The sequence below is a fragment of the Pseudonocardia broussonetiae genome (assembly GCF_013155125.1).
GTDB lineage: Bacteria > Actinomycetota > Actinomycetes > Mycobacteriales > Pseudonocardiaceae > Pseudonocardia > Pseudonocardia broussonetiae.
Genome location: NZ_CP053564.1, coordinates 1,751,137 through 1,773,512, shown reverse-complemented (window position 1 = coordinate 1,773,512; position 22,376 = coordinate 1,751,137). Strand labels below are relative to the sequence as shown.

The window sequence follows — 22,376 nt, the reverse complement described above, 5'->3', positions numbered from 1 at the left end:
GGACTGTAGCCAGCGCCTCACCCCGATCGGGCGGCCGGGCGGCGCGCCGGCTCGTAACCTGGCGGACATGACGACACCGGGATGGCCGGACGAGCTCGCGCAGGCGCGGCTGCACGTGGTCACCGGCAAGGGCGGCACCGGCAAGACCACCGTGGCCGCCGCGCTCGCGCTCGCGCTGGCCGCGGGCGGGAAGCGGACGCTGCTGGTCGAGGTCGAGGGCCGCCAGGGCATCGCGCAGCTCTTCGACACCGCGCCGCTGCCCTACGAGGAGCGCCGCATCGCGGTGGCGCCCGGCGGGGGGGAGGTCCGCGCGCTGGCGGTCGACCCCGAGGCTGCGCTGCTGGAGTACTTCGAGCTGTTCTACCGGCTCGGGGTGGCCGGGCGGACGCTGCGCAAGATGGGCGCGATCGAGTTCGCCACCACCCTGGCGCCCGGCCTGCGCGACGTGCTGCTCACCGGCAAGGTCAAGGAGTGCGTCACGCGCACGGGCAAGGACGGCACGCCCGTCTACGACGCCGTCGTGCTCGACGCCCCGCCGACCGGCCGCGTCGTCAGCTTCCTCGACGTCACCAAGGCGATGGCCGACCTCGCGAAGGTCGGGCCGATCCACTCCCAGGCCGCGGGCGTCGTGCGGCTGCTGCACTCCCCGCTCACCGCCGTGCACCTGGTGACGCTGCTGGAGGACCTGCCCGTCACCGAGACGCTCGAGGCGGTCGACCAGCTCTACGAGGCCGAGCTGCGCCCGGGCGCGGTGATCGTCAACCAGGTCCGGCCGCAGTGGCTGCCCGACCGCTCGGTCACCGCCGCCGCCAACGGCCGCGTCGACGCCGAGCGCATCCGCGCCGGGCTGGCCTCGGCCGGGCTCGACCTGCCGCCGGACGTCATCGACGGGCTGGTGGCCGAGACCGTCGACCACGCCGTGCGCATCCACGCCGAGTCGCTCGCCCTCGCCCGCCTGGACGAGGGCAGCGGGCAGCCGCGCCTCGAGCTGCCCACGCTCGTCGACGGCGTCGACCTCGGCTCGCTGTACGAACTCACGGAGGAACTCGTGGCGCAGGGCGTTGGAGCGGGGGTGTCGGTGTGAGGACCGCACCCGACCTGGACGTCGACGCGCTGATCGACGACCCGGGCACCCGCGTGATCGTGTGCTGCGGCTCGGGCGGGGTCGGCAAGACGACGACCTCGGCCGCGCTGGCGATCCGCGCCGCCGAGCGCGGCCGGCGCACCGTCGTGCTGACCATCGACCCGGCGAAGCGGCTCGCGCAGGCCCTGGGCCTGCAGGCGCTGACCAACGAGCCCGGAGTCGTCGCCGACGCCGAGGGCGACCTGCACGCGATGATGCTGGACATGCGCCGCACCTTCGACGAGATGGTGGAGACGCACGCCGACCCCGAGCGGGCCCAGACGATCATCTCCAACCCCTTCTACCAGACCATCTCCTCGTCGTTCTCCGGCACGCAGGAGTACATGGCGATGGAGAAGCTCGGGCAGCTGGCGGCCACCGGGGAGTGGGACCTGATCGTCGTCGACACCCCGCCCTCGCGCTCGGCCCTGGACTTCCTCGACGCCCCGCAGCGCATGTCCACCTTCCTCGACGGCCGCATGATCCGGCTGCTCTCGGCCCCCGCCCGGGCCGGCGGCCGCGGCCTGATGAAGATCGTCGGAGCCGGGTTCTCGCTGTTCGCCAAGGCGGTCTCGACGATCCTGGGCGGGCAGCTCCTGGCCGACGCGTCGGCGTTCGTGCAGGCCTTCGACACGATGTTCGGCGGGTTCCGTGAGCGGGCCGAGGCCACCTATGCGCTGCTGCGCGCCCCCGGCACCGCGTTCGTCGTGGTGGCGGCGCCCGAGCCGGACGCGCTGCGCGAGGCCGCGTACTTCGTGGAGCGCCTCACCGCCGAGCGCATGCCGCTGGCGGGCCTCGTGCTCAACCGCACCCACCCCGTGCGCGCCGCGCTGCCGGCGTCGCGCGCCCGGGACGCGGCCGACCAGCTGCGCGGCGCCCCCCTGGCCACCGCGGTGCTGCGGCTGCACGCCGACCGCGTCGACCTGGCCGACCGCGAGGAGCGCCTGCTCGCACGGTTCGCGAACGCCCACCCGGCGGTGGCCGTGGCGCGGGTGCCGGTGGTGGCCTCGGAGATCTCCGACCTCGACGGCCTGCGCGAGGTGGGCAGCCGCCTCGCCGCCGCGGCCGCGCCCCCGACCGCCCCCACCCCGCTGCGCACGGCGCAGTAGGGACCCGTCAGGCGGCGTCGATCGTCAGGACGCCGACGGTGGAGGGTTCGGGTACCGGGTCGCCGTGGCGGCGGAGGCTCTCCAGGTGCAGCGGGATCGCCTCGCGCATCAGGGCGACGCACTCGTCGTAGGAGTCGGCGGCGGCCACGCAGCCCGGCAGGTCGGGGCTCCACGCCCCGTAGCCGCCGTCGGAGCCGCGCTCCACGATCACCGCGAAACCCGTCACGACCGCCTCCGCTCGATGCCCGCCTGCCTCAGGATGCTCTTCTCGGTCCCCGGCGGCAACGTCGCGCTCAGCTTCCCCGCGACCGTGGCCGTGCCGGGATTCCGTGGATGCCGGAACCGGCGATGGCGCCGGCACGCGACGTCCTCACGCCGACTCGTGCAGCCGCTGCGCGGTGCGCTCGGCGACCGCGAGCTCGGCGGCCCGGGCGAGGCCGTGGGCGCTGTGCTCGTGGGAGCCGGGCTCGTGGGCGCTGTGCTCGTGGGGGTCGCCTGCGTAGTAGGCCGTGCGGGCGCCGGTCAGCAGGTCGTGCCAGGACCCGACGTCGGGCCGGCTGCGCAGCAGGGCGCGGCGCTCGCGCTCGGTCATGCCGCCCCAGACGCCGAACTCGACGCCCTCGTCGAGCGCGTGCGCCAGGCACTCCGTGCGCACGGGGCAGGCGCGGCAGAACTCCCGCGCCTCCCGCTGCTGCGCGCCCGTGACGAACAGCTCGTCGGCGTCGTCCGTGCGGCACCGCGCCGCGTTCCGCCAGTTCCACCGCTCCGCCATGGCCCCTCCCGAGGTCCCGCAAGGTCGACTCGACCCGCTCTAGACGGATCCTGCGGCGTCGCGGTTCCGTCGGACACCGAGCAGAACTACTCGGGTCGGCACCTGACCGGATCCCGACACGGCGGCGCGTAGGCTCGCCCTCCGTGAGCTTCCCGCGCCATCTCCTCCGGCCGGTCGGTCTGCTGCTGGGCCTGTGCGTCCTGGCGGGGGTCGTCACCGCCGGCATCGCGTTCCCCGCCGCGATCGGGCTCGGGCTGGTGGCCAACGACGCGAGCGACAGCGTCGGCAGCGTGTCGACCGAGGTCCTCGACCAGCCGCTGCCGCAGACGACCATCGTCACCGACAACGCCGGCACCACGATCGCGCAGCTGTTCGTGCCCGACCAGAACCGCCGCTCGGTCACCTCCGACGAGATCAGCCCGGCCATGAAGGCCGCGATCGTCGCCGTCGAGGACCGCCGGTTCTACCAGCACCAGGGCGTCGACTGGCAGGGCACGGTGCGCGCCGTCGTCACCAACTCGGTGTCGGGCAGCATCGAGCAGGGCGCGTCCACGCTCACGCAGCAGTACGTCAAGAACTACCTGCTCTACGTCGACGCGCAGACCGAGACCGAGCGGCTCAAGGCCACCGAGCAGACGCCCGCGCGCAAGCTCAAGGAAGCCCAGATCGCCCTCCAGCTCGAGCAGTCGCTGAGCAAGGACGAGATCCTCACCCGCTACCTCAACATCGTCCCGTTCGGCAACGGCGCCGCCGGCATCGCCTCCGCCGCGCGCACCTACTTCGGCGTCACCCCGGCCGACCTGACGGTGCCGCAGGCCGCCCTGCTCGCCGGCATGGTCCGCAGCACCACGGCCACCGACCCGGTGACGAACCCGCAGGCCGCGCAGGAGCGGCGCAACCTGGTGATCCAGCAGATGCTGGAGCAGCAGATGATCGACCAGCCGCAGGCCGACGCGGCGCTGGCCGAGCCGCTGGGCATCGCCTCGCCGCTCAACACGCAGGCCAACGGCTGCATCGGCGCGGGCCCGGCCGGCTTCTTCTGCCAGTACGTGCAGGAGTACCTCACCGAGGCCGGCTTCTCCACCGAGCAGCTGCGACGCGGCGGCTACACGATCCGCACCACGCTGGACCGCACCGTTCTCGACCGGATGCAGGCCTCCCTCACCGCGGAGGTGCCGCCGGGCCAGCCGAACGTCGCCAACGTCATGGCCACGGTGAAGCCCGGCACCGACCGCCACGAGGTGCTCGCGATGGGGTCGAGCCGCGTCTACGGCCTCGACGGCGAGGCCCTGGAGACCAGCTACGGCCTGCCCTACATCCCGGTGCCGCTCGGCGCGGGCTCGGTCTACAAGACGTTCACCGCGGCGACGGCGCTGGAGAAGGGGCTGGGCATCAACTACCAGCTCTCGGTGCCGCCGAGCGGCTACGCGTCCCCGATCTACGTCGACGGCGGCGGCCGCCCGCTGCCCGTGCAGAACTCGGGCGACTACTCCGAGCGCCTCTCGCTCTCCGACGCGCTGGCGCAGTCGCCCAACACCGCGTTCGTGAAGCTGATGGAGTTCACCGGCGTGCCCGACGTCGTCGACATGGCGGTGCGGCTGGGCATGCGGTCGCTGGCCACCGAGCGCTTCGTCGACCCGAACACCGGCCAGGCCACCGACCGGTCGATCGCCGAGGTCACCAAGGCGCAGCGGCAGGCGTCGTTCACCCTCGGCGTGAGCCCGACGAGCGTGCTGGAGCTGTCGAACGTCGGCGCGACGCTGGCCAGCAGCGGGATGTGGTGCCCGCCCACGCCGATCGCGTCGATCACCGACCCCGAGGGCAACCCGGTGACGGTCACCGAGGCGCCGTGCGAGCAGGTCGTCGAGCCGGGCTTGGCCAACGCGATGATGACGGCGATGAGCCGCGACGACCTCGCGGGCGGCACGGCCGCGGGCGCGGCGCGCCAGGTCGGCTGGAACCGGCCGATGGGCGGCAAGACCGGCACGACCCAGGACCACAAGTCGGCGGCGTTCCTCGGCTACCTACCGACCATCTCCGGTGCGGTCATCACCTACGACAACGACAACCGCCCCGACCAGCTCTGCGACGGCGCGGGCGCCCCGTTCGCCTGCCGCAGCGGCAACATCTTCGGCGGCAAGACCCCGGCCGAGACCTGGTTCGGTGCGATGGCGCCGCTCCTGGAGGGCCAGCCGGTCACGCCGCTGCCCGCCGTGGAGGACCGCTACCTCGAGGGCGGCGCGGAGTCGCGCGTGCCCGACGTCGTCGGCCGCGGCCAGAACGACGCGCGCGCCACGCTGGAGTCGGCGGGCTGGGCCGTCACCACCCGTGAGCAGGACAACGCGGCCTCGCGCGGCACCGTGATCGGGCAGAGCCCGCGCGGCACGGCGCTGCCCGGCGAGACGATCGTGCTGACGGTCAGCAGCGGCGAGGTCCCGCCGCCGCCCGCCGCGCCCAGCGAGGCGCCCGCCGAGGGCGAGCCGCCGCCCCCGCCCGCCGAGGGCGAGGGCGGAGCCGGCGAGGGCGACGGCGCCGCACCGCCCCCCGCCGACGGGGGATGAGCTTCCCCCGAGAGGGTGGTCGGGCGCGGCACGTCCGGTGAGCCGACCGGACGCGGCCTAGCATCCCCGTCCATGACGCACGGTGACGCCGACGACGACGCACGGGTACCGCGGCCGCGGTCCGGGGGGCTCGCCGACGCCGTGCCGATCACCTCGCGCGGGGCGTCGCGCTCCCGGTCGGGGGGCACCGCCGTGCTCGACGGCCTGGCGCCGCCGTGGCTGCGCATGCCGACGGCCGGATCGGCGCGCCCCTCGTCCCACCCCCAGGTCCGGCCGGTGACCCTGCTCGCGAGCAGGCGCGCGGCCGCGGTCACGGCCGCGGTCACGGCCCCGGAGCCGGCGCCCGTCCCGCTCGGCGCGCGCCCGCGGATCGTCGAGGAGCCGAGCATCCTCGGGCTGTCGCGCCGCACCCGCAGCCGCATCGGGTCGCGGCTGTTCACGCTGTTCTTCGTCGCCGTGTTCACGCTGATCGCGGTGCAGATGGTGGTGGAGATCCTGTCCGGTTGACCGTCGGCGCCCCCGGATACCCTCGGTACGAGTCCGCCGAGCGCCGAGGAGGTGAGCCACCGTCGTCACGCCGTCCGTGCCCGCCGCGCCCACCGCCCACCGGGTGCGCAGCGTCCTGGCCATCCCCGCGTTCCGCCGGCTGTGGCTCGTCACGGCCGGGTCGGCCACGGGTGAGTGGCTGAGCCTGCTCGCGCTGTCGGCGCTGGCCACCCAGCTCGCGTCGGGCTACCAGGCGCAGAGCTTCGCGCTCGGCGGGGTCGTCGCCACGAAGCTGCTTCCCGCGCTGCTGCTCGGCCCCCTCGCCGGGGCCCTGGCCGACAAGTTCGACCGCCGCCACGTCATGGTCGTGTGCGACGTCCTGCGCTTCGGGCTGTTCATCTCGATCCCGCTCGTCGGGTCGCTGGTCTGGCTGTTCGTCGCGGTGTTCCTCATCGAGCTGTGCGCGATGTTCTGGATTCCGGCCAAGGACGCCGCGGTGCCCAACCTGCTGCGCCGCCCCGAGCAGGTGGAGACGGCCAACCAGCTCGCGCTCGTCGTCACCTACGGGGTGGCGGTGCTGGCCGCGTCCGGCCTGTTCACCGCGCTGTCCAGCGCCGGGGCCGCGTTCGGCGGCGACGCCGGCGAGACGGCCACGCTGCACGTCGCGCTGGCGCTGACCGGGGTGGCCTACCTCGTCATGGCGGTCACGGTCGGCTTCTTCATCCCGGAGATCTCCGGCCGCGCCACCGAGCGGCGCGAGCAGGCCCCGGGCGTGCTGGCGCTGCTGCGCGACGGCTTCCGGTTCGTGGCCGGCACGCCGCTCGTCCGCGGGCTGGTGGCCGGCATCGTCGGGGCGTTCGCCGCGGGCGGCACCGTCGTCGGCTCGGCCACGCTCTACGCCGCGAGCCTGGGCGGCGGCAACGCGGCCTACGGGATCCTGTTCGCCGCGGTGTTCGTCGGGCTGGCGCTGGGGATGGCCGTGGCGCCGGGGATGGCGCGGCGGATCCCGCACAACCGGCTGTTCGGGGCCGCGATCGTCGCGGCCGGGGCGGCGCTGGTGCTGGTGGCGCTGGCCCCGCACCTGTTCGTCGCGATCACGGCCGTGGCGCTGGTGGGCGGGTTCGCCGGCATCGCCTTCCTCACCGGGCTGACGATCATCGGCACCGAGGTCGCCGACGACGTCCGCGGCCGCGTCGTCGCGTTCGTGCAGTCGATCGTGCGGCTCACGCTGCTGGGGTCGATGGCGCTCGTGCCGCTGGTGGTGGGGCTGGTCAGCGCGCAGCGCGTCGAGCTGCTCGGGCGGGCCTTCCTCGTCGACGGCACCCGGATCGTGATGCTGGCGGGCGGGCTGGTGGCCGCGGTCGTCGGCACGGTCGCCTACCGGCAGATGAACGACCGGCGCACCGAGCCGATGCTCCCCGACCTGCTCGCCGCGCTGCGCCGCGGCGTGCCGCGCACCGGGTCGGGCGTGCTCGTCGCGGTCGAGGGCGGTCCCGCGGAGGAGACGGCCGAGCAGGCGGCGCTGCTGGCCGCGCGGCTGCGGGAGGCCGGGCACGCGGTCGTGGAGCTCGACGACTCCGGGCGCGACCGCGAGCGCTGGGAGGCCGCCGTCCGCGAGGCCGCGCTCGGCGGGGCGCGGGCGCAGGTGCTGGCCGCCGCCGCGGTGCGGGCCGACCTCGTCGAGCGCGTCATCCGGCCGGCGCTGGCGCAGGGCGCGGTCGTCGTCGTCGACCGGTTCCTGGCCGGGCTGGTGCAGTACGGCGTGGCCGCGGCCGAGGTGGAGCCGCGCGAGCTCGACAGCCTCGTCCTGTGGGCCACCGGGCGCCTGCGGCCCGACGTGTCGGTGCTGCTCGACCGCGACGGCTCCGGGACCACCGCCCCGAGCCTGCCCGGCGAGGAGCACATGCGGGTGCAGCGGCTGCTCACGCGGATGGCGGCCGCCGAACCGCACCGCTACGTCGTCGTCGACGCCGCGGGGCCGGCGTCGGTCGTCGCCGAGCGCGTGTGGGCCGGGCTCGCGCCGATGCTGCCCTCGCCGGGCGCCGCGTCCGCCCCGGTGGTGGCGCCGTGACGGTCTGGGACGAGGTGGTCGGCCAGCCCGCCGCCGTCGAGGAGCTGGGGAAGGCGGCGCGCGAGCCGTCGGCGATGACGCACGCGTGGCTGTTCACCGGGCCGCCCGGGTCCGGCCGCTCGGTGGCGGCGCGGGCGTTCGCGGCGGCGCTGCAGTGCCCCGACCACGGCTGCGGCCACTGCGCGGCTTGCCACACTGTGATGAGCGGCACTCATACGGACGTTCGTGAAATCGTTCCGGATGGTCTCTTTATTAGCGCGGCTACGGTCCGCAAGGTCATCCCGCTATCGATACGTCGGCCAAGCATGGGCCGGTTTCAGATTCTAATTCTTACTGACGCGGATCGTCTCAGCGAGAGTGCGGCAAATGCACTGCTCAAGTCCATCGAAGAGCCGCCACCCAAGACCATCTACCTGCTATGTGCCCCCTCAGAACATCCAGATGACGTACGGGTCACCATTCGTTCGCGTAGCCGCGTTGTTCGCCTGCGCGCGCCATCGATGCAGTCAATCGCCGATGTACTAGTCAAACGAGACGGTTTCGGCGCCGATGTCGCAGCGTGGGCCGCCTCTGTTTCAAATGGTCACATCGGCCGGGCCCGGCACCTCGCCCGCGACGCCGACTCCCGCGCCCAGCGCGAGGCCGTCCTCGCCATCCCGCTGCGCACCCGCTCCCTCGGCGACGCCTTCGCCTTCGCCGCCGACCTCGTCCGCGGCGCGAAGGCCGAGGCCGGCGCCCTGAGCGAGGCCCGCGACGGCGCCGAGCGCGAGGAGATGAACATCGCGATGGGCGGCGGCGGCGTGGGCAAGGGCGTCGCCGGGGCCGCCCGCTCCGCGAAGGCCGCCGAGCGCGACCTGGAGCGCCGCCAGAAGCTGCGCAACACCCGCAACCAGCGCGACGCCATCGACCGCGCGCTCGTCGACCTCACCTCGTTCTTCCGCGACGTCCTCGTCGCCTCCAGCGGCGCCGACGTCCCGCTGGCCAACCCCGACCGCGCCGCCGACGTCCGCCGCGCCGCCGCCGAGTGGACGCCCGAGTCCACCCTGCGCCGCCTGGAGGCCGTCCTCGCCTGCCGCGAGGCGCTCGACCTCAACGTCAAGCCCGAGATCGCCGCCGAGGCGATGATGACGGCGATCCACACGGGCTGAGCCGGACCACGGCGATCCGGCGCCGCACGCCGGCCTGGTAGTCGTCGTAGGCGCCGAGCACCGCCACGAGCCGGTCCCAGAGCGCGGCCCGGTCCGCGCCGTCGACCTCGGCGGCCACGACGGGCACCGACACGCCGTCCACCTCGACCACGGCGTCCGGGGCGGCCTGCAGGTTGAGCCACCACTGGGGCTCGCGGTCGATGCCGCCGTTGGAGGCCGCCACGACCCAGCCGTCGCCGTCGCGCAGGTGCAGCAGCGGCACGGTGAACTCCCGTCCGGACCGGCGGCCCGTGACCGTCAGCAGCAGCACCTCACCACCGCGGAAGCGGCCTCCGACCCGGCCGGAGGTCGCCCGCAGGAGCGCGGTGTGCGCGGCGGCGACGTGGCGGCTGACCACGGTCAGCGCCCGGTCGGCGCGTGTGGGCCCGGTGTCGAGGTGCCGGAAGGTGCGCCGCTCCGACCGGTCGAAGCGGCGCACGACCGGACCGGCGAGCCGCATCCACGGCGACGCCGCGCGCAGGGCCCGGGCCTCCTCGGCGGGCAGGTCGTGCAGCACCCAGCCGAGCACGGCGAGCAGATCGCGCGGACCGTAGGCGGGGGCGAAGTGCTCGCGCTCGACCCGGGCCCAGTCGTCCTGCGTGAGGTGGGTCTGCACCAGCGCCAGCGCGTCGGCCTCCTCGTGGTCCAGGTGCGCGCCGAGGGCGTCGGCCAGTGCCGCGATGTCGACGGCCAGCCGGTCGCGCGCCGGGCCGCCCCGGGCGAAGCCCGCCGCGCACGCGGCGAGGAGCGGGTCGACCAGGTCGTGCTCGGCCTCCATCGCGTCGAGGGTCGCGCGGGCGGCCGGGTCCGTCGCGCGCTCGCGCAGCAGTGGCCAGAGTCCGGCGTCCTCGCTCGCGTGGTGCTTGTGCAGCACCGAGGCGAACAGCCGCCAGCGCCGGCCGAGGCGCTCCCAGGCGTCGCGGTCGCCGGGCGGGGTGGCGGGGACGGCGACGGCGAACCGCGCGAGGTCGCGCCGGAAGGCCCGGTGCATCACGTGCATCGCGGACACGTCGACGGGTCCGGCCGTCAGGGTGGTGGTCATCGACTGCTCCTCATTGACTAGAGCGCAGATACTACGAATTGATGGGTGATACGGTCAAGGCATGGCCGACGGGAAGCGCGTCTACCGGTCCTCGCTGCGGGCCGAGCAGGCACGCCGCACGCGGGCGCTCGTGGTCGACGCGGCCGCCACCTGCTTCCTGCGCAGCGGCTACGCGGGCGCGACGATGAAGGAGATCGCGGCCGAGGCCGGCGTCGCCCTGCAGACGGTGTTCGCGCAGGGCGGCAAGTCGGCGCTGCTGCTCGCCGTCGTCGACCGGGCCGTCGCGGGTGACGACGACGACCGGCCCGTCCTGGAGCGCGACCCCCTCCGCGATCTCCTCGAGATCCGCGACCGCGCCCCCAAGCTCGCCCTGCTGCGCGACCTGACGCTCGCCTGGCAGCCCGTCGCGGCGCCGGTGCTGCGGGTGTTCCGCGACGCCGCGGCCACCGATCCCGAGGTCGCGGCGGCCTGGACCGAGTACGAGGACCGCCGCTACCGCGACCTCACCCGGCTCGTGGCGTCCTTCGCGCACCTGCTGCGCGACGGCCTCGGGGTGGAGCGAGCGACCGACGTCCTCTGGTCGGTCGCGTCGACCGAGACCGCCGACAACCTCGTGGTCGCGCGCGGCTGGACCACCGAGGCCTACGCCGACTGGTTCGCCGACACGGTCGACCGGCTGCTGCTGCGGGTTGAGAACGGCCCGCGCGGGTAGCCCCGGGGCATGGAGGACAACCACATCACCGACGACCGCGCCCGCCGCTTCGCCGCCGGCCTGCGCAAGTTCGAGCAGGACTCGGACGTCGCCCCGTTCGCCGCGCTCTTCGCCGACGACGCCGTGGTCGAGCGCCTCGACGCCCGTGGCGAGCGCCAGGGCGAGGTGGAGCAGTTCTGGACCGAGTACCGCGAGCAGTTCGGCGAGATCCGCACCACGTTCTTCAACGTCGTCGAGGGGCAGGACCAGTTCGCCCTGGAGTGGACGAGCAAGGGGACGCTGCGCGACGACCGCGCCATCGACTACCGCGGCGTCACCGTGATCGACCTCGACGGCGACACGATCATCCGCCTCCGCACCTACTACGACTCCGCCGCGTTCGTGCTGGTCCCGGCCGAGACGACCTGAGTCCGGGGGCGCCGGGGCCCGTCGCTACACTGGCCCCTGCACATCGCCGCCTTAGCTCAGTCGGTTAGAGCGACGCACTCGTAATGCGTAGGTCTGGGGTTCGACTCCCCAAGGCGGCTCCATCCCCCACTCCTCCACACCCACTACGCAGGCCGTGCCTGCCGGGCCCGTCGCAGCAGCGCCGCGAGGACCGCGATCGTGTGGGTCTCCCAGGAGTCGACCGGTGCAGCCGCGTCCACAGGCCTGTGGATCGGTGCCCCCGTGCTGCCAGCTGGTGCGCTGGAGCTGCCACCGGACCTCGAGGTCGCCGCACTGCAGACGCTGCGAGGGAAGTACTCGGTCACATCGCACCGCGGGCCATGTGGCAGACGAGCGGGACAGCGACGGGTTCGACGCTCGGGAGCGTCCGACGACCCGCGGCGGCTCACGCGGGGACGGTTGGTTCGAACGGGTGGACCTCCTGCTGACCTCGCCGGATGAGCGCCCAGGAGGCCTCTGGGACGTCGGTCCATGCTCCGGGCAGGTCGCGCAGTGGTTCCGAGACGATGAACCGGGTGTCGGTGCCGAGCCGCTCGAGGGACTGCAGGTCCGGGTAGAGGCGGCGGACCTGCGCCACGTCGTTGGAGAAGTAGAGCGAGCTCGTCGCCTTCTCACTGGAGTAGCGGAAGACCCAGATCGACTCGCCGTCGGTGGCGGCCGCGGTCATGTGCACGGGGTGTTCGATCTCGTGGCGCGACCCGACCTGTTCGACGAAGCCGACCGCACGGGCGACCGCCGCGGGCGGGTCGTCGGTCAGGCCGAAGGTGAGCGCCAGGAAGAAGAGGGTCTCGGTGTCCGTGTTGCCTTCGAGCAGCGGGTACAGCGACGGGTCCACCGCCATCTGGAGGTCGTGCCTGACCCGCGGGAACTCGGCGAGCGAGCCGTTGTGCATCCACAGCCACCTGCCGGACCGGAAGGGATGGCAGTTGCTGCGCTGGACCGGGGTTCCGCTCGACGCACGGACGTGCGCGAACAACAGCGGGGTGCGGATCCGGGGAGCGACCTCGCGCAGGTTCTCGTCGTTCCAGGCCGGGTGGGTGCTCTTGAACACCGCGGGGGAGGAGTTGTCGGGGGAGTACCACCCGATGCCGAAGCCGTCCCCGTTGGTCGTGATCCCTCCTCCGAGCCGGGGGTGCAGGCTCTGGTCGATGATCGAGTGCTCCGGTCGGAACAGCAGGTCGTCGGCGAGGATCGGGTCGCCGAGGTACGCCATCCATCGACACATCGTGGTCACGTCCTTTCAGCGGAACGACAGGGACCACCGAACTTCCCGGGAGGGGCCACGGCGTCACCCGAGAAGGGCGGTTCCGGGTGCCCGTAGCGCAGACGGAGATCGGCGAGGACCTCGAGGTCGAGCAGCTCACCGCCGTTGATGCGGTTGTCGTAGTTCTCGCTGCCGAGGAACAGTGCGAACCGTCGCCGAGCGGCGGGTTTCCAGCTGTCGTCGAGTACGCCGGTGTAGAAGCCCCGTCCCGCCATCAGCGTCTTGAGCTCGACCGCGAGCTCGGGACCGATCGGGACGAGCTTGTCCGGGTCGCTCGGGAAGTAGGAGAGCCTGTGCAGCGCGTAGCACCTGACCAGCTCGTCGATCGGCCGGGGGTGGTCGTAGATCGAGATCACGACGTGGCGGTCGTCCAGTGATCCGTAGCCGCCGTCGCGCCTGACGACCAGCAGCGCGGCGGACTGTTGCCCGCGTATGTCGCCGCCCGCCCGCTCGCCCGATTCGAGGGCCGCGATGAGTCGTTCGGCCAGGCAGCCGTGCGAGGCGTCGAACGTAGCGACCATCCGCTCGACGACGCCCCCGCCGGCGAGCCCGTTGCCGAGGGCGAGGCAGTCGCGACCGCGGGCGCTGCCTGCCCAGCCGTCCCAGGAGTGCAGCTCGGCGCCTGTGTGGCCGGCGGCGCCGCCGTGTCTGTCGATCAGCGCGAACTGCCTCCGGCGTTGTTCGGGATCGCCGCCGAGCAGGACGTCGAGGGCCTGAGCGGGAGTGGCACCGCATCGGAGGAGGGCCAGCCCCACGGTGCCGTGCCGGGGATTCCCGAAAGCCTGGGTCGCCACCACGCCGACGTCTGCGTCACCGTACGGGACGAGGCCTCCGACGCCGGGGAACTTCGACTGGACGGCGACGCCCAGGTCGCCGTTGGCGGGGTCGAGGCCGAGGATCGTGTAGGTCATCGTCGTTGTCTCGCAAGCGGGTAGCCGAGCAGGAACGACGCCTCCGTGAGTGCCATGTCGGCGATCTCCTCAGGGGCGACGCTCTCGTTGGGAGCGTGGATCCGGCAGGACGGTTCCTCGACCCCGATGAGCAGGATCTCTGCTTCGGGGTAGGTCGTCGCCAGGACGGTGCAGAGCGGGATCGAGCCGCCTTGGCCCAGCTGCGAGACGGGCGCACCGTAGGCGGTGCGCATGGCCTCGGCCATGGCACGGTGGGCGGGCCCGTCCGTGGCCGCGCGGAAGGGATGGCCGGTCGCGTCGATCTCGACCGTGACCTCGACCTGCCACGGGGCCACCTGAAGCAGGTGCGAGACGATGGCCCGGCCGGCCTCGTCGGGGGTCACCCCCGGTGGGACGCGCAGGCTCAGGCGGGCCCTGGCCCGCGGCACGAGCGCGGCGGCGGAGCCGACGACCGGGGGGCAGTCGATACCGAGCAGCGAGAGCGAGGGGCGGGCCCAGAGCATGTCGGCGATGGTGCCGTTGCCGAGCACCGGCGTCCGTCTGCGCAGGCCGCCGTCGACGCGCAACTGCGTCTCCGGGTAGGGCGTCCCCGGCCAGACCTGGGTGTTGGGCAGGCCCCGCACGGTCGTGTTCCCGTGCTGGTCGTGCAGGGTCGCCAGCATGGCGACGAGGGCGGTGAGGGCATCGGGGACCGCCCCGCCGAACACGCCGGAGTGCAGCTCCGAGTCCAGCGCGTCCACGGTCACGACGAGATCGACCACACCCCGCAGGCTCACCGTGACCGCGGGCGCGCCGACCGCCGCGTTCCCGGTGTCGGCCACGATGATCGCGTCGGCGCTCAGCAGGTCCGGATGCTCGGGGACGAACGCCTCGAGCCCGCCGGTGCCCTGCTCCTCGGAGCCCTCGACGACCAGCTTCAGGTTGACGGGAACCTCGTCGCCCAGGGCTCGCAGCGCGGTGAGGTGCATGAGGATGTTCCCCTTGCAGTCGGCTGCGCCCCTCCCGTACAGGCGGCCGTCGACGTTCGTGAGCCGGAACGGCGGGGTGCGCCACGATCCTTCGTCCAGTGGCGGCTGCACGTCGTAGTGCGCGTACAGCAGCACCGTCGGTGCGCCCGGGACACCGCACGGCCGCGAGCCGACGACCGCGGCACTGCCGTCCGGTGTCTCGGCTGGTCGTACGTCGTCGAAGCCCACATCCCGGAAGGCGTCGGTCACCCAGTTCGACGCCCGGGTGCACTCCTCCTGTGGGAACTGGCGCGGATCGGCGACCGACGGGATCGCCACGAGCTCGGCCAGCTCCGAGAGCGTCCGCGGCATCAGATCGGAGACGCGGGCCCGCAGGGTCATCTCGTCACCGTCCCGCCATGAGCAGCAGGACCTGGTCGGTGTCGGCGAGGACGAACCCGCCCCGGCCCAGCGCGGCGACCGACACCAGCGTCACCGGGCCCCTCCCACACGGTTCCAGCCGAGCAGGAACAGCAGCGCGGCCACCGGTCCCGCCCCCACGGTCCGTCCGGCTCGTCGAGGCGCTCGCGGTTCGCCCGCGGCGATGCCTCCGGTCATGTCGGTCCTCGTCCGGGAGGCAGGTGCGCCGAGCGGCGACGGCTCGAGGGCAGGGCCACACGTCGGTCCGCCGGTTCGCTGATCAGGTGCCTCGCCACCTCGGCCCATGGTGGTCGCGCGGTGGGCGGGCCACCCCACCTCGTCCGGGTGGTCAGGCTGAACAGGTGCGAGCTGCTCGGTACCGCGACCGTGTGTGCCACGTCCGGTACACGACGCCGTCGTTCCGCAAGCCGCCAGGCGGAGAGCCGACGTCGGATCCGAACGAGCAGTTCGGCGTCGAGTACCAGGCACGGTGTTGCCGACCACGCGCTGGCAGGAGAGCGGACCCCTGCCGGGCTCCGGCCGAGGAGCCGCATCGCGGCAACCGGTCGCCGCACCGCCCCCGAAAGGACACCGCGCCGCACCCGAGGACGTCACCCGACCGGGGTGCGACGGCGCGGTCGATGCCGTGATCACCCTCCGGGGGTGACGGGACCCGTTCCGGGAGGACCGACACTCCCACGGTGGACTGCGGCGGTACCGCAGGGAAGCGATGAGACAGGTGACGACACAGGAGGCGGCCATGGCGAACACCAGCAGGCCCGGGCCGAACGAGCTCGCAGGCCGGGCGGCGCTCCGCGCGGTGGTCGCGGGCGTACTGGGCCTCACGGTCGTCACCGGCTGCTCCTCGCAGCCGGCCGCGCCCCCGTCCGCACCACCCGGGGTGAACACGGCACCCGCACCCCCCGCGTACTCGCCCGAGCTGTGCAGCGCCGCGACGCAGTTCCAGACCGCGGCCAACGCGCTCGTCCAGCTCGACGCGACCGAGGTCGGCACGGAAGGCGTCAAGGCCGCGCTGCAGGACCTCGCCGACGCCGGGCGGAACCTCGCCACCGCGGCCCGCACCCAGTTCGGCCCTCAGGTCGACGCCCTCGAGCAGGCGGTGGACTCGCTGCAGGCCACGGTCGCGAGCATCGGGGACCAGGCGTCGCTGTCCGCGAAGCTGGGCGCCCTGACCGCGTCCGTGGCGCAGGTCGAGGCGGCGGCGAAGCCGATCGTCGACAGCGTCCGGACGGGCTGCACGGGTGTGCCAGCCGTACTGCTGCCCCCGGCGTCCTGACTCCGGCGGTCCGGGGTTCAGCCACCTCACCGCCTGCTGCTCGGCGTCGTCGCGGCCGGACTGAACATCATCGTCCACCTCGCGTCCGTCCCGCACCTCCCGATCCGCGCTCACCCTGTTCGCGATGGTCATGGGGCCCATCTGCACGGCGTATCGACCCGCAAGGTCGACGACCTGGTCACAGCCCTCGTCCTCCTCCCCGAGGACGGCCTGCGCGCCCGCCGGGTGGTGACGTCGTCGTGGGAACCCCGCTGCGCCGGCAGGAGGCTCCCGCCGGAGGAAGGGTCCGCGGAGGCGGCGGCCGTCGGAAGAACTCCGGGTCGGGGTCGAGCCGACGGCGCAGCCACCATCGCAGGCGCACCTCGCACGTGGTCCACCCTCGGGCTCCACCGCATCGCACGGACGTATCGCGGACTGCCGGCTCCTGCCCCTCGGCCCGGTAACGTTCGACGAGGTCCGGGCATGACCGGGAAGCGCGGCCGACCGCCTCGCCGACCCTCCGTGTGGCCCGGTTCGTGGCACGGGACGACAGCTCAGCACGAAGGATGGTGGGGATGGTGTGCACCGTGCACTCGGCGGCGTGCACGGACGGTGCCGGGTGTAGACGGTGTAACCGGTGACGAGGTCTCCCGTGGTGCGCAGGTCCGGGGTTCGACTCCCCGAGGCGGCTCCATCGCCCACCACAGCGAGATCGCTTCCGGTCGCTGCTCGACCACGAGCCGCGCCGCCATGACCCGGGTCGAGGCGATGGCGTTCGCCCTTCCGCGCCCCGACCTCCTGCGGGCGCGGGCCGCGGCGTCGTCGTTCGACCTGCACCTGCACAGCACCTGCTCGGTGGTCGCGCTCCGGAGCGGGGCGGCGGAGGTGCGCTCGCGGCGGTGGAGCGGGACCGTCCGGGCCGGTGACGTGTTCGTCGTCAGCCCGTTCGAGGTGCACGCGGCCACGAGCACCACCGAGGCCACCGGGTACGAGGTCCTCTACCCGTCGACGGAGTTCGTCGCCGGGTGCGTCCCCGTGGTCCGGACGCAGGTGGTGTCGCGGAGGCGCGAGTCGCGGGACCTCATCGACGCGCTGTCCACGCCCGGTGCGGACGACGCCTCGGTCGAGGCGTGCCTCCGCGCGCTCCTGCAGACCTGCGAGGCCCCGGCCGGAGCGGTGCCTCCGACGGACGGGGCGGTGGCCCGCGCGGCCCGCTCGCTGATCGAGGAGGACTGCACGCGCACCCTGCGCACGGAGGATCTCGCGCGCGCGATCGGTGTCCACCCGAGCCACCTCACCCGGGCCTTCACGAGCGCGACCGGCGTCGCCCCGCAGACCTACGCCCGGCAGGTCCGGGTGGCGAAGGCCCGGGAGCTCATCTGCGCCGGTGTCGCACTCGGCGAGGTCGCGCAGGTGCTCGGGTTCTCCGACCAGCCGCACCTCACCCGCGAGTTCAAGAAGGTGTACGGCGTGCCGCCGGGGGCACTGGCCCGCAGCATCGGTCCCGTGTAGACGCACATCCTGTTCAAGACCCCGCCCCGTCGGGGTGCCTACGGTCGGCACCCGAACGGAAGGGTGGACCACGATGCCGCACCTCGGGCCCCGTCACGACCAGCGCTATCCCGACGCCGACGGGTACTTCGGCGAGTTCGGTGGCAACCACTACCCGCCGGGGATGCGGGCGGCGCTCGACGAGCTGGCCGCCGGGTACCGCGCGCTGCAGGCGTCACCGGACCTGCAGCGCGAGCTCGCCGCCGTCCGCACCGGGCTGCAGGGCCGGCCCACCCCCGTGCACCACCTGGCGAACCTCTCGGCGCAGGTCGGCGGAGCGCGCATCCACGTCAAGCGCGAGGACCTCAACCACACGGGCGCGCACAAGATCAACCACTGCGTCGGCTTCGCGCTGCTGGCCAGGACGATGGGGAAGCGGAAGGTGATCGCGGAGACCGGGGCCGGGCAGCACGGCGTCGCCCTGGCCAGCGCGGCCGCGTACTTCGGCCTCGAGTGCGAGGTCCACATCGGTGCGGTCGACCTCGAGAAGATGAGTGCGAACGTCGGGCGCATGCGCCTGCTCGGAGCGCAGGTCGTGCCGGTGGCGGCCGGACAGGCGGCCCTCACGGAGGCCAGCGGGTCGGCGTTCCAGGCGTACGTCGAGCAGCACGGGCACGCGCTCTACGCGATCGGGTCGGCGATCGGGCCCCATCCGTTCCCGCAGATCGTGCGGGACTTCCAGTCGGTCGTCGGGCGGGAGGCCCGCGAGCAGTTCCTCGCGATCACGGGCGGCGCCCTGCCCGACCACGTCGTCGCGTGCGTCGCGGGCGGCTCGAACGCCCTGGGTCTGTTCTCCGGCTTCCTGGACGACCCCGGCGTCGCCCTGCACGCGGTCGAACCCCTCGGGACGGGCGGACGGCACGCCGCCACCCTGACGTTCGGGCGCCACGGGACGCTGCACGGCGCCCGCACCGTCGTCCTGCAGGAGGACGACGGTGCGACCGCCCCGGTCTCCTCGGTGGCGTCGGGGCTGGTCTACCCCGGCATCGGCCCGGAGATCGCGATGCTGCACGCATCGGGTCGGATCTCCGTCGACGCCGTCTCCGACGACGAGGCCGTCGGTGCGTTCTTCCGCCTCTCGCGGTCCGAGGGCATCATCCCGGCGCTCGAGAGCGCGCACGCCCTCGCGTTCGCCGTCCGCCTGGCCGCCGGACGGCCGTCGTCGGAGCGGGTGCTCGTCAACCTCTCCGGCCGGGGCGACAAGGACGTCGACGTCGTGCTCGCGAGGTACGGCGCCGACCACCTGCCGCCGTAGGGGCCGGTCAGGGCCGCCCGGCCGGCGGGGTCCACGACCGCTCCCGCCGCCGCTGCCCGGTCCGCGCCCTCGGCAGGGGGACGGGGTCCACCCCGGCGACGACCGTGTTGGACAGCGAGCCGATGCCCTCGGCGACGAGCGTCACCACGTCGCCCGGCCGGAGCGGGGGGACCCGGTCGGTGTCGAGGCGGGCCCAGTACTCGAGCAGGCAGCCCCCGCCGCACGTGCCCGACGCCAGCACGTCACCCGGCCGGAGATCGGTGCCGCGCGAGGCGAACGCGATCATCTCCTCGAACGACCACACCATGTTCACCGAGTTGTCCCCGCCCGCCGGGAGCGGGACGCCGTTGAGCTCGACGTGCAGCTCCAGGGCGAGCCTGCCGTCGCGCCGGTGGGGCTCGAGCTCGTCGGCGGTGACGATCCACGGGCCGAGGGAGTGCGCGAAGTCCTTGCCCTTCATCGGCCCCATGCCGAACGGGATCACCGGCGCCATGAGGTCGCGCGCCGACCAGTCGTTGAGCAGCGTGTACCCGGCGATGTGCTCGCCGGCCTGCTCGGGGGTCAGGTCCCGGCCCCCCTCGCCGATCACCACGGCCAGCTCGAGCTCGAAGTCGAGCAGCTCGCAGCCGGGCGGCACCGCCACGGGATCGCCGGGCCCGACCACCGCGTTGCTGTTGCCGAACAGGAAGACCGGCACCTCGTACCAGACCGGGTGCGGCTCGGTCGCGCCGAGGATCGCCAGGCTGCCCTCGAGGTGCTCCTCGAAGGTCAGGAAGTCCCGCAGCGTCGTGGGCTCGATCGACGCCCGCAGCCGGACGTCCGACAGCGCCAGCGGCGGGCCGTCGCCGCTGCGCCCCACGATCTCCCGGCGCTGCCCCGGGTCGGCCGTGAGCAGGTCCACCAGCTCGACGCCGGCGGCCAGCGGCTGGACGCGGTCGGCGTCCACGATGCCCAGCCGGGTCGCCCCGTCGACGTCGATCCGCGCGATCCTCACGCCTGCACCCGGAGCTCGAGGGCGGCGATCCGGCCGAACTGCTCCAGCCGGCCCGACCGCGGCCGCGCGGGGTCGAGCTCCTCGTACACGTTCAGCACGTTGGCGGCGATGCGCCCCCGCTCGGACATGTCGTCGAAGGGGGTCATGTCGATCGAGTCGACGGCCTCCTCCACGGTCAGACCGGCCCGGAAGCGCGCCGTCGCCTCCGTCGCCACGTGGTCGAGGTAGTCGCGGACGCGGCGGACGCCCGCACCGTCGGTCAGCGGCCCGTGCCCGGGTACGACCACGGCGGGCTCGAGGCCCAGGATCTCGTCGCAGGCGGCGATGCACCGCGAGACCGGTCCGGTCCAGACCAGCGGGGCGCCCCCGACGAAGACGATGTCCCCGGTGTAGACGACGCCCGCCTCCGGCACGTGGACCAGCACGTCCCCGGCGGTGTGCGCGGGTCCCACCTCGACGAGCCGCACCTCGCGACCGCCGACGTCGAGGTCCAGGCGGCCGCTGAACGTGCGGGTCGGCGGGGCCGGGACGATCCCCCGGAGGTCGAACTTCGCCGCGATGGGCCGGATGAACTCCCCGACCTGGTCCTGGCGGTGGGGCAGGGCCGCCATCTCGTCGACGGCGTGCTGCGTCATCAGCCCGGCGGCGGCCCGGGAGGCGATGATCTCCACGCCCTCCCCGGCGACCAGCTGGTTGCCGAACCAGTGGTCACCGTCGGAGTGCGTGTTGACCAGGGTGCGGATCGGGTGGTCGGCCGTCAGCGGCGCGTAGGCCGCGAGCATCTCCCGGGTGTGGCCGAGGTCGTAGAGCGTGTCGACCAGCAGCGACTCGCCGTCGCCGCGCACGAGACCGGTGTTGCTCTCCGCCCAGCCGCCCTCGGGCAGCAGCCACGCCGAGCAGCCGGCGCCGAGGTCGTGGGGTCCCCTGTCGTAGGTCATGCCGGTGCGCCGTCCGCCCGGACGACGCGGACGGGCAGCGTCGCGAACTTGCGCACGGTCTGGCTGGGGCTGCGCAGCGCCTCGCCGGCGCGCTCGAACCGCGCCACACGGCGGGTGAGCTCGGTCAGCAGCGACGCGACCTCCATCCGGGCCAGGGGCGAGCCGAGGCACACGTGCAGCGCGTGGCCCAGCGCCACGTGCTGCCGGGCGTTCTCCCGCGTGACGTCGAGCCGGTGCGGGTCCGGGAACCGCCGCGGATCGCGGTTGGCCGCCGCCAGCAGCACGCCGACGCGCGCGCCCGCGGGGACCTCGACGCCCTCGATCTCCGTGACGGCCCGGGTGCGGCGGAAGAAGGCCTGGAACGGGGTGCCGAAGCGCATGAGCTCCTCGACGGCGTTGGGGATGAGGTCCGGGCGGCTGCGCAGGAGGTCCCACTGGTCGGGGGCCTCGACGAACGCGTCGATGGCGTTGCCGAGCAGCGCCCCGGTCGAGTCGATGCCGGCCAGCCAGATGGACGCCAGCGTCATCAGCCGCTGCGAGCCCTCCTCCAGGCCACCGCCTGCCCCGCCGTCGTCGACGATCGACCGTCCCAGGCAGTGCGCGGGCATGGCCGGCAGTCCCTCGCCGGCGAGCCACGTCAGCGCCTCCATCACCTGCGCGGCGTGCTCCTGGGTCCCGGAGGGCTCCTCGCCGCGGCTGGTCGCGTCGCTCCAGTCCGCCAGGGTCTGCGCGCTCGGCGGGGTCAGACCCGTCAACAGGGTCATCGCCCGGTCGGGCATCTCCTGCGCGACGACCTGTACGGCGTCGAACTCCCCGCGCTCGACCGCGTCCTGCGCGATCGCCGCCGCGGCCGCCTCGACCCCGGGCCGCAGCCTCTCGATCGCGTTCCGGGTGAACGAGGGCTGCACCGCCCGGCGGACGCGGTCGTGCACCGGCGGGTCGTTCTCGATCAGCGGGTACCGCTCGGTCCGGGTGGTGGGGACGTCGAAGGTCACGCCGTCGCCGGACACGAACTCGGCGTGGTGGCGCAGCACGCGGACCGCCTCGGCGTGCCCGGCGACGAGCCAGACGTCGCGCTCCGGCACGTGGACGACGGGCCCGAGCTCGCGCAGCCGGTCGTAGTACGGGTGGGGGTCGCGCTGTGCCTGCGGGGAGTAGGGGTCGAGGTCGGTCGGCTCGGCGGTGAACGCGAGATCTACCATGACGGTCCTCCATCAGGACTGCTGATCGGATCGAACTTGCACTTGGGTGCAGTGGCTCGGGTCACAGACTGCACTCGGGTGCAGATCGTGTCAAGGGAGCACCGGGAA

19 protein-coding genes, 1 tRNA gene and 2 pseudogenes are annotated in these 22,376 nt (G+C 73.7%); 12 read left to right on the top strand and 10 right to left on the bottom strand.

Annotated features, from left to right (window positions below; genetic code table 11):
• Nucleotides 1-67 precede the first annotated feature (67 nt).
• Complete coding sequence (bagA, locus tag HOP40_RS08735) at nucleotides 68-1,084, top strand: ATPase BagA (protein ID WP_172156484.1); 1,017 nt, start codon at nucleotides 68-70, stop codon at nucleotides 1,082-1,084.
• A complete protein-coding gene (bagB, locus tag HOP40_RS08730) occupies nucleotides 1,081-2,232 on the top strand; it encodes an ATPase BagB (protein WP_172156482.1) in 1,152 nt (383 codons plus the stop codon). Before bagA ends, bagB begins: the two co-directional genes overlap by 4 nt.
• Before the next feature lie 7 nt (nucleotides 2,233-2,239).
• Here bagB and HOP40_RS08725 read toward each other — a convergent pair whose 3' ends face one another.
• From HOP40_RS08725 to HOP40_RS36580, 3 genes and pseudogenes are all read right to left on the bottom strand, one after another.
• Nucleotides 2,240-2,458, bottom strand: a complete 219-nt coding sequence (locus HOP40_RS08725; protein ID WP_172156480.1) for a type II toxin-antitoxin system HicB family antitoxin — start codon at nucleotides 2,456-2,458, stop codon at nucleotides 2,240-2,242.
• Nucleotides 2,455-2,574 (bottom strand): annotated as a pseudogene (locus HOP40_RS36750) (type II toxin-antitoxin system HicA family toxin); the annotation flags it as partial. The pseudogene HOP40_RS36750 and the gene HOP40_RS08725, both read right to left, overlap by 4 nt.
• 139 nt (nucleotides 2,575-2,713) lie before the next feature.
• Nucleotides 2,714-3,004 (bottom strand): annotated as a pseudogene (locus HOP40_RS36580) (WhiB family transcriptional regulator); the annotation flags it as partial.
• A 143-nt stretch (nucleotides 3,005-3,147) separates the two neighbouring features.
• Between HOP40_RS36580 and HOP40_RS08710 the strand changes: the two are divergent.
• From HOP40_RS08710 to HOP40_RS08695, 4 genes are all read left to right on the top strand, one after another.
• Nucleotides 3,148-5,565: a penicillin-binding protein gene (locus tag HOP40_RS08710; RefSeq protein ID WP_240157587.1), complete on the top strand. Its 2,418-nt coding sequence runs from the start codon at nucleotides 3,148-3,150 to the stop codon at nucleotides 5,563-5,565.
• A 72-nt stretch (nucleotides 5,566-5,637) separates the two neighbouring features.
• A complete protein-coding gene (locus HOP40_RS08705) occupies nucleotides 5,638-6,072 on the top strand; it encodes a hypothetical protein (protein WP_172156476.1) in 435 nt (144 codons plus the stop codon).
• A gap of 76 nt (nucleotides 6,073-6,148) precedes the next feature.
• On the top strand, nucleotides 6,149-8,122 hold the full coding sequence (locus HOP40_RS08700; protein WP_240157586.1) for a bifunctional MFS transporter/dTMP kinase: 1,974 nt from the start codon (nucleotides 6,149-6,151) through the stop codon (nucleotides 8,120-8,122).
• A complete protein-coding gene (locus tag HOP40_RS08695) occupies nucleotides 8,056-9,270 on the top strand; it encodes a DNA polymerase III subunit delta' (RefSeq protein WP_476705427.1) in 1,215 nt (404 codons plus the stop codon). Before HOP40_RS08700 ends, HOP40_RS08695 begins: the two co-directional genes overlap by 67 nt.
• Here the strand turns inward: HOP40_RS08695 and HOP40_RS08690 are convergent.
• Entirely contained in the window at nucleotides 9,218-10,351 is a 1,134-nt protein-coding gene (locus HOP40_RS08690) for a nitroreductase/quinone reductase family protein (RefSeq protein WP_172156472.1), read from the bottom strand. The two genes, HOP40_RS08695 and HOP40_RS08690, sit on opposite strands and share 53 nt — an antisense overlap.
• Nucleotides 10,352-10,412: 61 nt before the next feature.
• Between HOP40_RS08690 and HOP40_RS08685 the strand changes: the two genes are divergently transcribed.
• The 3 genes from HOP40_RS08685 to HOP40_RS08675 all read left to right on the top strand — a co-directional run bounded on the left by HOP40_RS08685 (nucleotide 10,413) and on the right by HOP40_RS08675 (nucleotide 11,593).
• Entirely contained in the window at nucleotides 10,413-11,063 is a 651-nt protein-coding gene (locus tag HOP40_RS08685) for a TetR/AcrR family transcriptional regulator (protein ID WP_172156461.1), read from the top strand.
• Between the two features lie 9 nt (nucleotides 11,064-11,072).
• Nucleotides 11,073-11,471: a nuclear transport factor 2 family protein gene (locus HOP40_RS08680; RefSeq protein WP_172156459.1), complete on the top strand. Its 399-nt coding sequence runs from the start codon at nucleotides 11,073-11,075 to the stop codon at nucleotides 11,469-11,471.
• Between the two features lie 45 nt (nucleotides 11,472-11,516).
• Nucleotides 11,517-11,593 (top strand) — tRNA-Thr (locus HOP40_RS08675).
• A gap of 302 nt (nucleotides 11,594-11,895) precedes the next feature.
• Here HOP40_RS08675 and HOP40_RS08670 read toward each other — a convergent pair.
• From HOP40_RS08670 to HOP40_RS08660, 3 genes are read right to left on the bottom strand one after another with little or no spacing between them, the layout of a single operon-like run.
• Complete coding sequence (locus HOP40_RS08670; protein ID WP_172156457.1) at nucleotides 11,896-12,723, bottom strand: class II glutamine amidotransferase; 828 nt, start codon at nucleotides 12,721-12,723, stop codon at nucleotides 11,896-11,898.
• A 17-nt stretch (nucleotides 12,724-12,740) separates the two neighbouring features.
• On the bottom strand, nucleotides 12,741-13,685 hold the full coding sequence (locus HOP40_RS08665) for a DUF1028 domain-containing protein (RefSeq protein WP_172156454.1): 945 nt from the start codon (nucleotides 13,683-13,685) through the stop codon (nucleotides 12,741-12,743).
• Nucleotides 13,682-15,034, bottom strand: a complete 1,353-nt coding sequence (locus tag HOP40_RS08660) for a dipeptidase (RefSeq protein ID WP_172156452.1) — start codon at nucleotides 15,032-15,034, stop codon at nucleotides 13,682-13,684. Before HOP40_RS08660 ends, HOP40_RS08665 begins: the two co-directional genes overlap by 4 nt.
• A gap of 778 nt (nucleotides 15,035-15,812) precedes the next feature.
• Here HOP40_RS08660 and HOP40_RS08655 point away from each other — a divergent pair.
• The 3 genes from HOP40_RS08655 to trpB all read left to right on the top strand — a co-directional run bounded on the left by HOP40_RS08655 (nucleotide 15,813) and on the right by trpB (nucleotide 19,134).
• Nucleotides 15,813-16,349 (top strand): hypothetical protein, encoded by a 537-nt coding sequence (locus tag HOP40_RS08655; protein WP_172156449.1) that lies wholly within the window; start codon nucleotides 15,813-15,815, stop codon nucleotides 16,347-16,349.
• A 729-nt stretch (nucleotides 16,350-17,078) separates the two neighbouring features.
• Nucleotides 17,079-17,840, top strand: a complete 762-nt coding sequence (locus HOP40_RS08650; protein WP_172156446.1) for a helix-turn-helix transcriptional regulator — start codon at nucleotides 17,079-17,081, stop codon at nucleotides 17,838-17,840.
• A 73-nt stretch (nucleotides 17,841-17,913) separates the two neighbouring features.
• Nucleotides 17,914-19,134 (top strand): tryptophan synthase subunit beta, encoded by a 1,221-nt coding sequence (trpB, locus tag HOP40_RS08645; RefSeq protein ID WP_172156443.1) that lies wholly within the window; start codon nucleotides 17,914-17,916, stop codon nucleotides 19,132-19,134.
• Between the two features lie 7 nt (nucleotides 19,135-19,141).
• On the opposite strand, the gene HOP40_RS08640 is transcribed toward trpB, so the two are convergent.
• From HOP40_RS08640 to HOP40_RS08630, 3 genes are read right to left on the bottom strand one after another with little or no spacing between them, the layout of a single operon-like run.
• Nucleotides 19,142-20,128 carry a fumarylacetoacetate hydrolase family protein gene (locus HOP40_RS08640; RefSeq protein WP_172156440.1) on the bottom strand — a complete coding sequence of 329 codons (987 nt, stop codon included), beginning with the start codon at nucleotides 20,126-20,128 and terminating at the stop codon, nucleotides 19,142-19,144.
• Nucleotides 20,125-21,066 (bottom strand): MBL fold metallo-hydrolase, encoded by a 942-nt coding sequence (locus HOP40_RS08635; protein ID WP_172156427.1) that lies wholly within the window; start codon nucleotides 21,064-21,066, stop codon nucleotides 20,125-20,127. The genes HOP40_RS08640 and HOP40_RS08635 overlap by 4 nt, the downstream gene beginning before the upstream one ends.
• A complete protein-coding gene (locus tag HOP40_RS08630) occupies nucleotides 21,063-22,268 on the bottom strand; it encodes a cytochrome P450 (RefSeq protein WP_172156425.1) in 1,206 nt (401 codons plus the stop codon). The genes HOP40_RS08635 and HOP40_RS08630 overlap by 4 nt, the downstream gene beginning before the upstream one ends.
• Nucleotides 22,269-22,376 lie beyond the last annotated feature (108 nt).

Bases quoted from the DNA above. Each gene is read 5' to 3' on its own strand.
- bagA (WP_172156484.1), top strand. From the start codon at position 68: ATGACGACACCGGGATGGCCGGACGAGCTCGCGCAGGCGCGGCTGCAC.
- HOP40_RS08705 (WP_172156476.1), top strand. From the start codon at position 5,638: ATGACGCACGGTGACGCCGACGACGACGCACGGGTACCGCGGCCGCGG.
- HOP40_RS08690 (WP_172156472.1), bottom strand. From the start codon at position 10,351: ATGACCACCACCCTGACGGCCGGACCCGTCGACGTGTCCGCGATGCAC.
- HOP40_RS08685 (WP_172156461.1), top strand. From the start codon at position 10,413: ATGGCCGACGGGAAGCGCGTCTACCGGTCCTCGCTGCGGGCCGAGCAG.
- HOP40_RS08680 (WP_172156459.1), top strand. From the start codon at position 11,073: ATGGAGGACAACCACATCACCGACGACCGCGCCCGCCGCTTCGCCGCC.
- HOP40_RS08670 (WP_172156457.1), bottom strand. From the start codon at position 12,723: ATGGCGTACCTCGGCGACCCGATCCTCGCCGACGACCTGCTGTTCCGA.
- HOP40_RS08665 (WP_172156454.1), bottom strand. From the start codon at position 13,685: ATGACCTACACGATCCTCGGCCTCGACCCCGCCAACGGCGACCTGGGC.
- HOP40_RS08660 (WP_172156452.1), bottom strand. From the start codon at position 15,034: ATGACCCTGCGGGCCCGCGTCTCCGATCTGATGCCGCGGACGCTCTCG.
- HOP40_RS08655 (WP_172156449.1), top strand. From the start codon at position 15,813: ATGGCGAACACCAGCAGGCCCGGGCCGAACGAGCTCGCAGGCCGGGCG.
- HOP40_RS08650 (WP_172156446.1), top strand. From the start codon at position 17,079: ATGACCCGGGTCGAGGCGATGGCGTTCGCCCTTCCGCGCCCCGACCTC.
- trpB (WP_172156443.1), top strand. From the start codon at position 17,914: ATGCCGCACCTCGGGCCCCGTCACGACCAGCGCTATCCCGACGCCGAC.
- HOP40_RS08635 (WP_172156427.1), bottom strand. From the start codon at position 21,066: ATGACCTACGACAGGGGACCCCACGACCTCGGCGCCGGCTGCTCGGCG.
- HOP40_RS08630 (WP_172156425.1), bottom strand. From the start codon at position 22,268: ATGGTAGATCTCGCGTTCACCGCCGAGCCGACCGACCTCGACCCCTAC.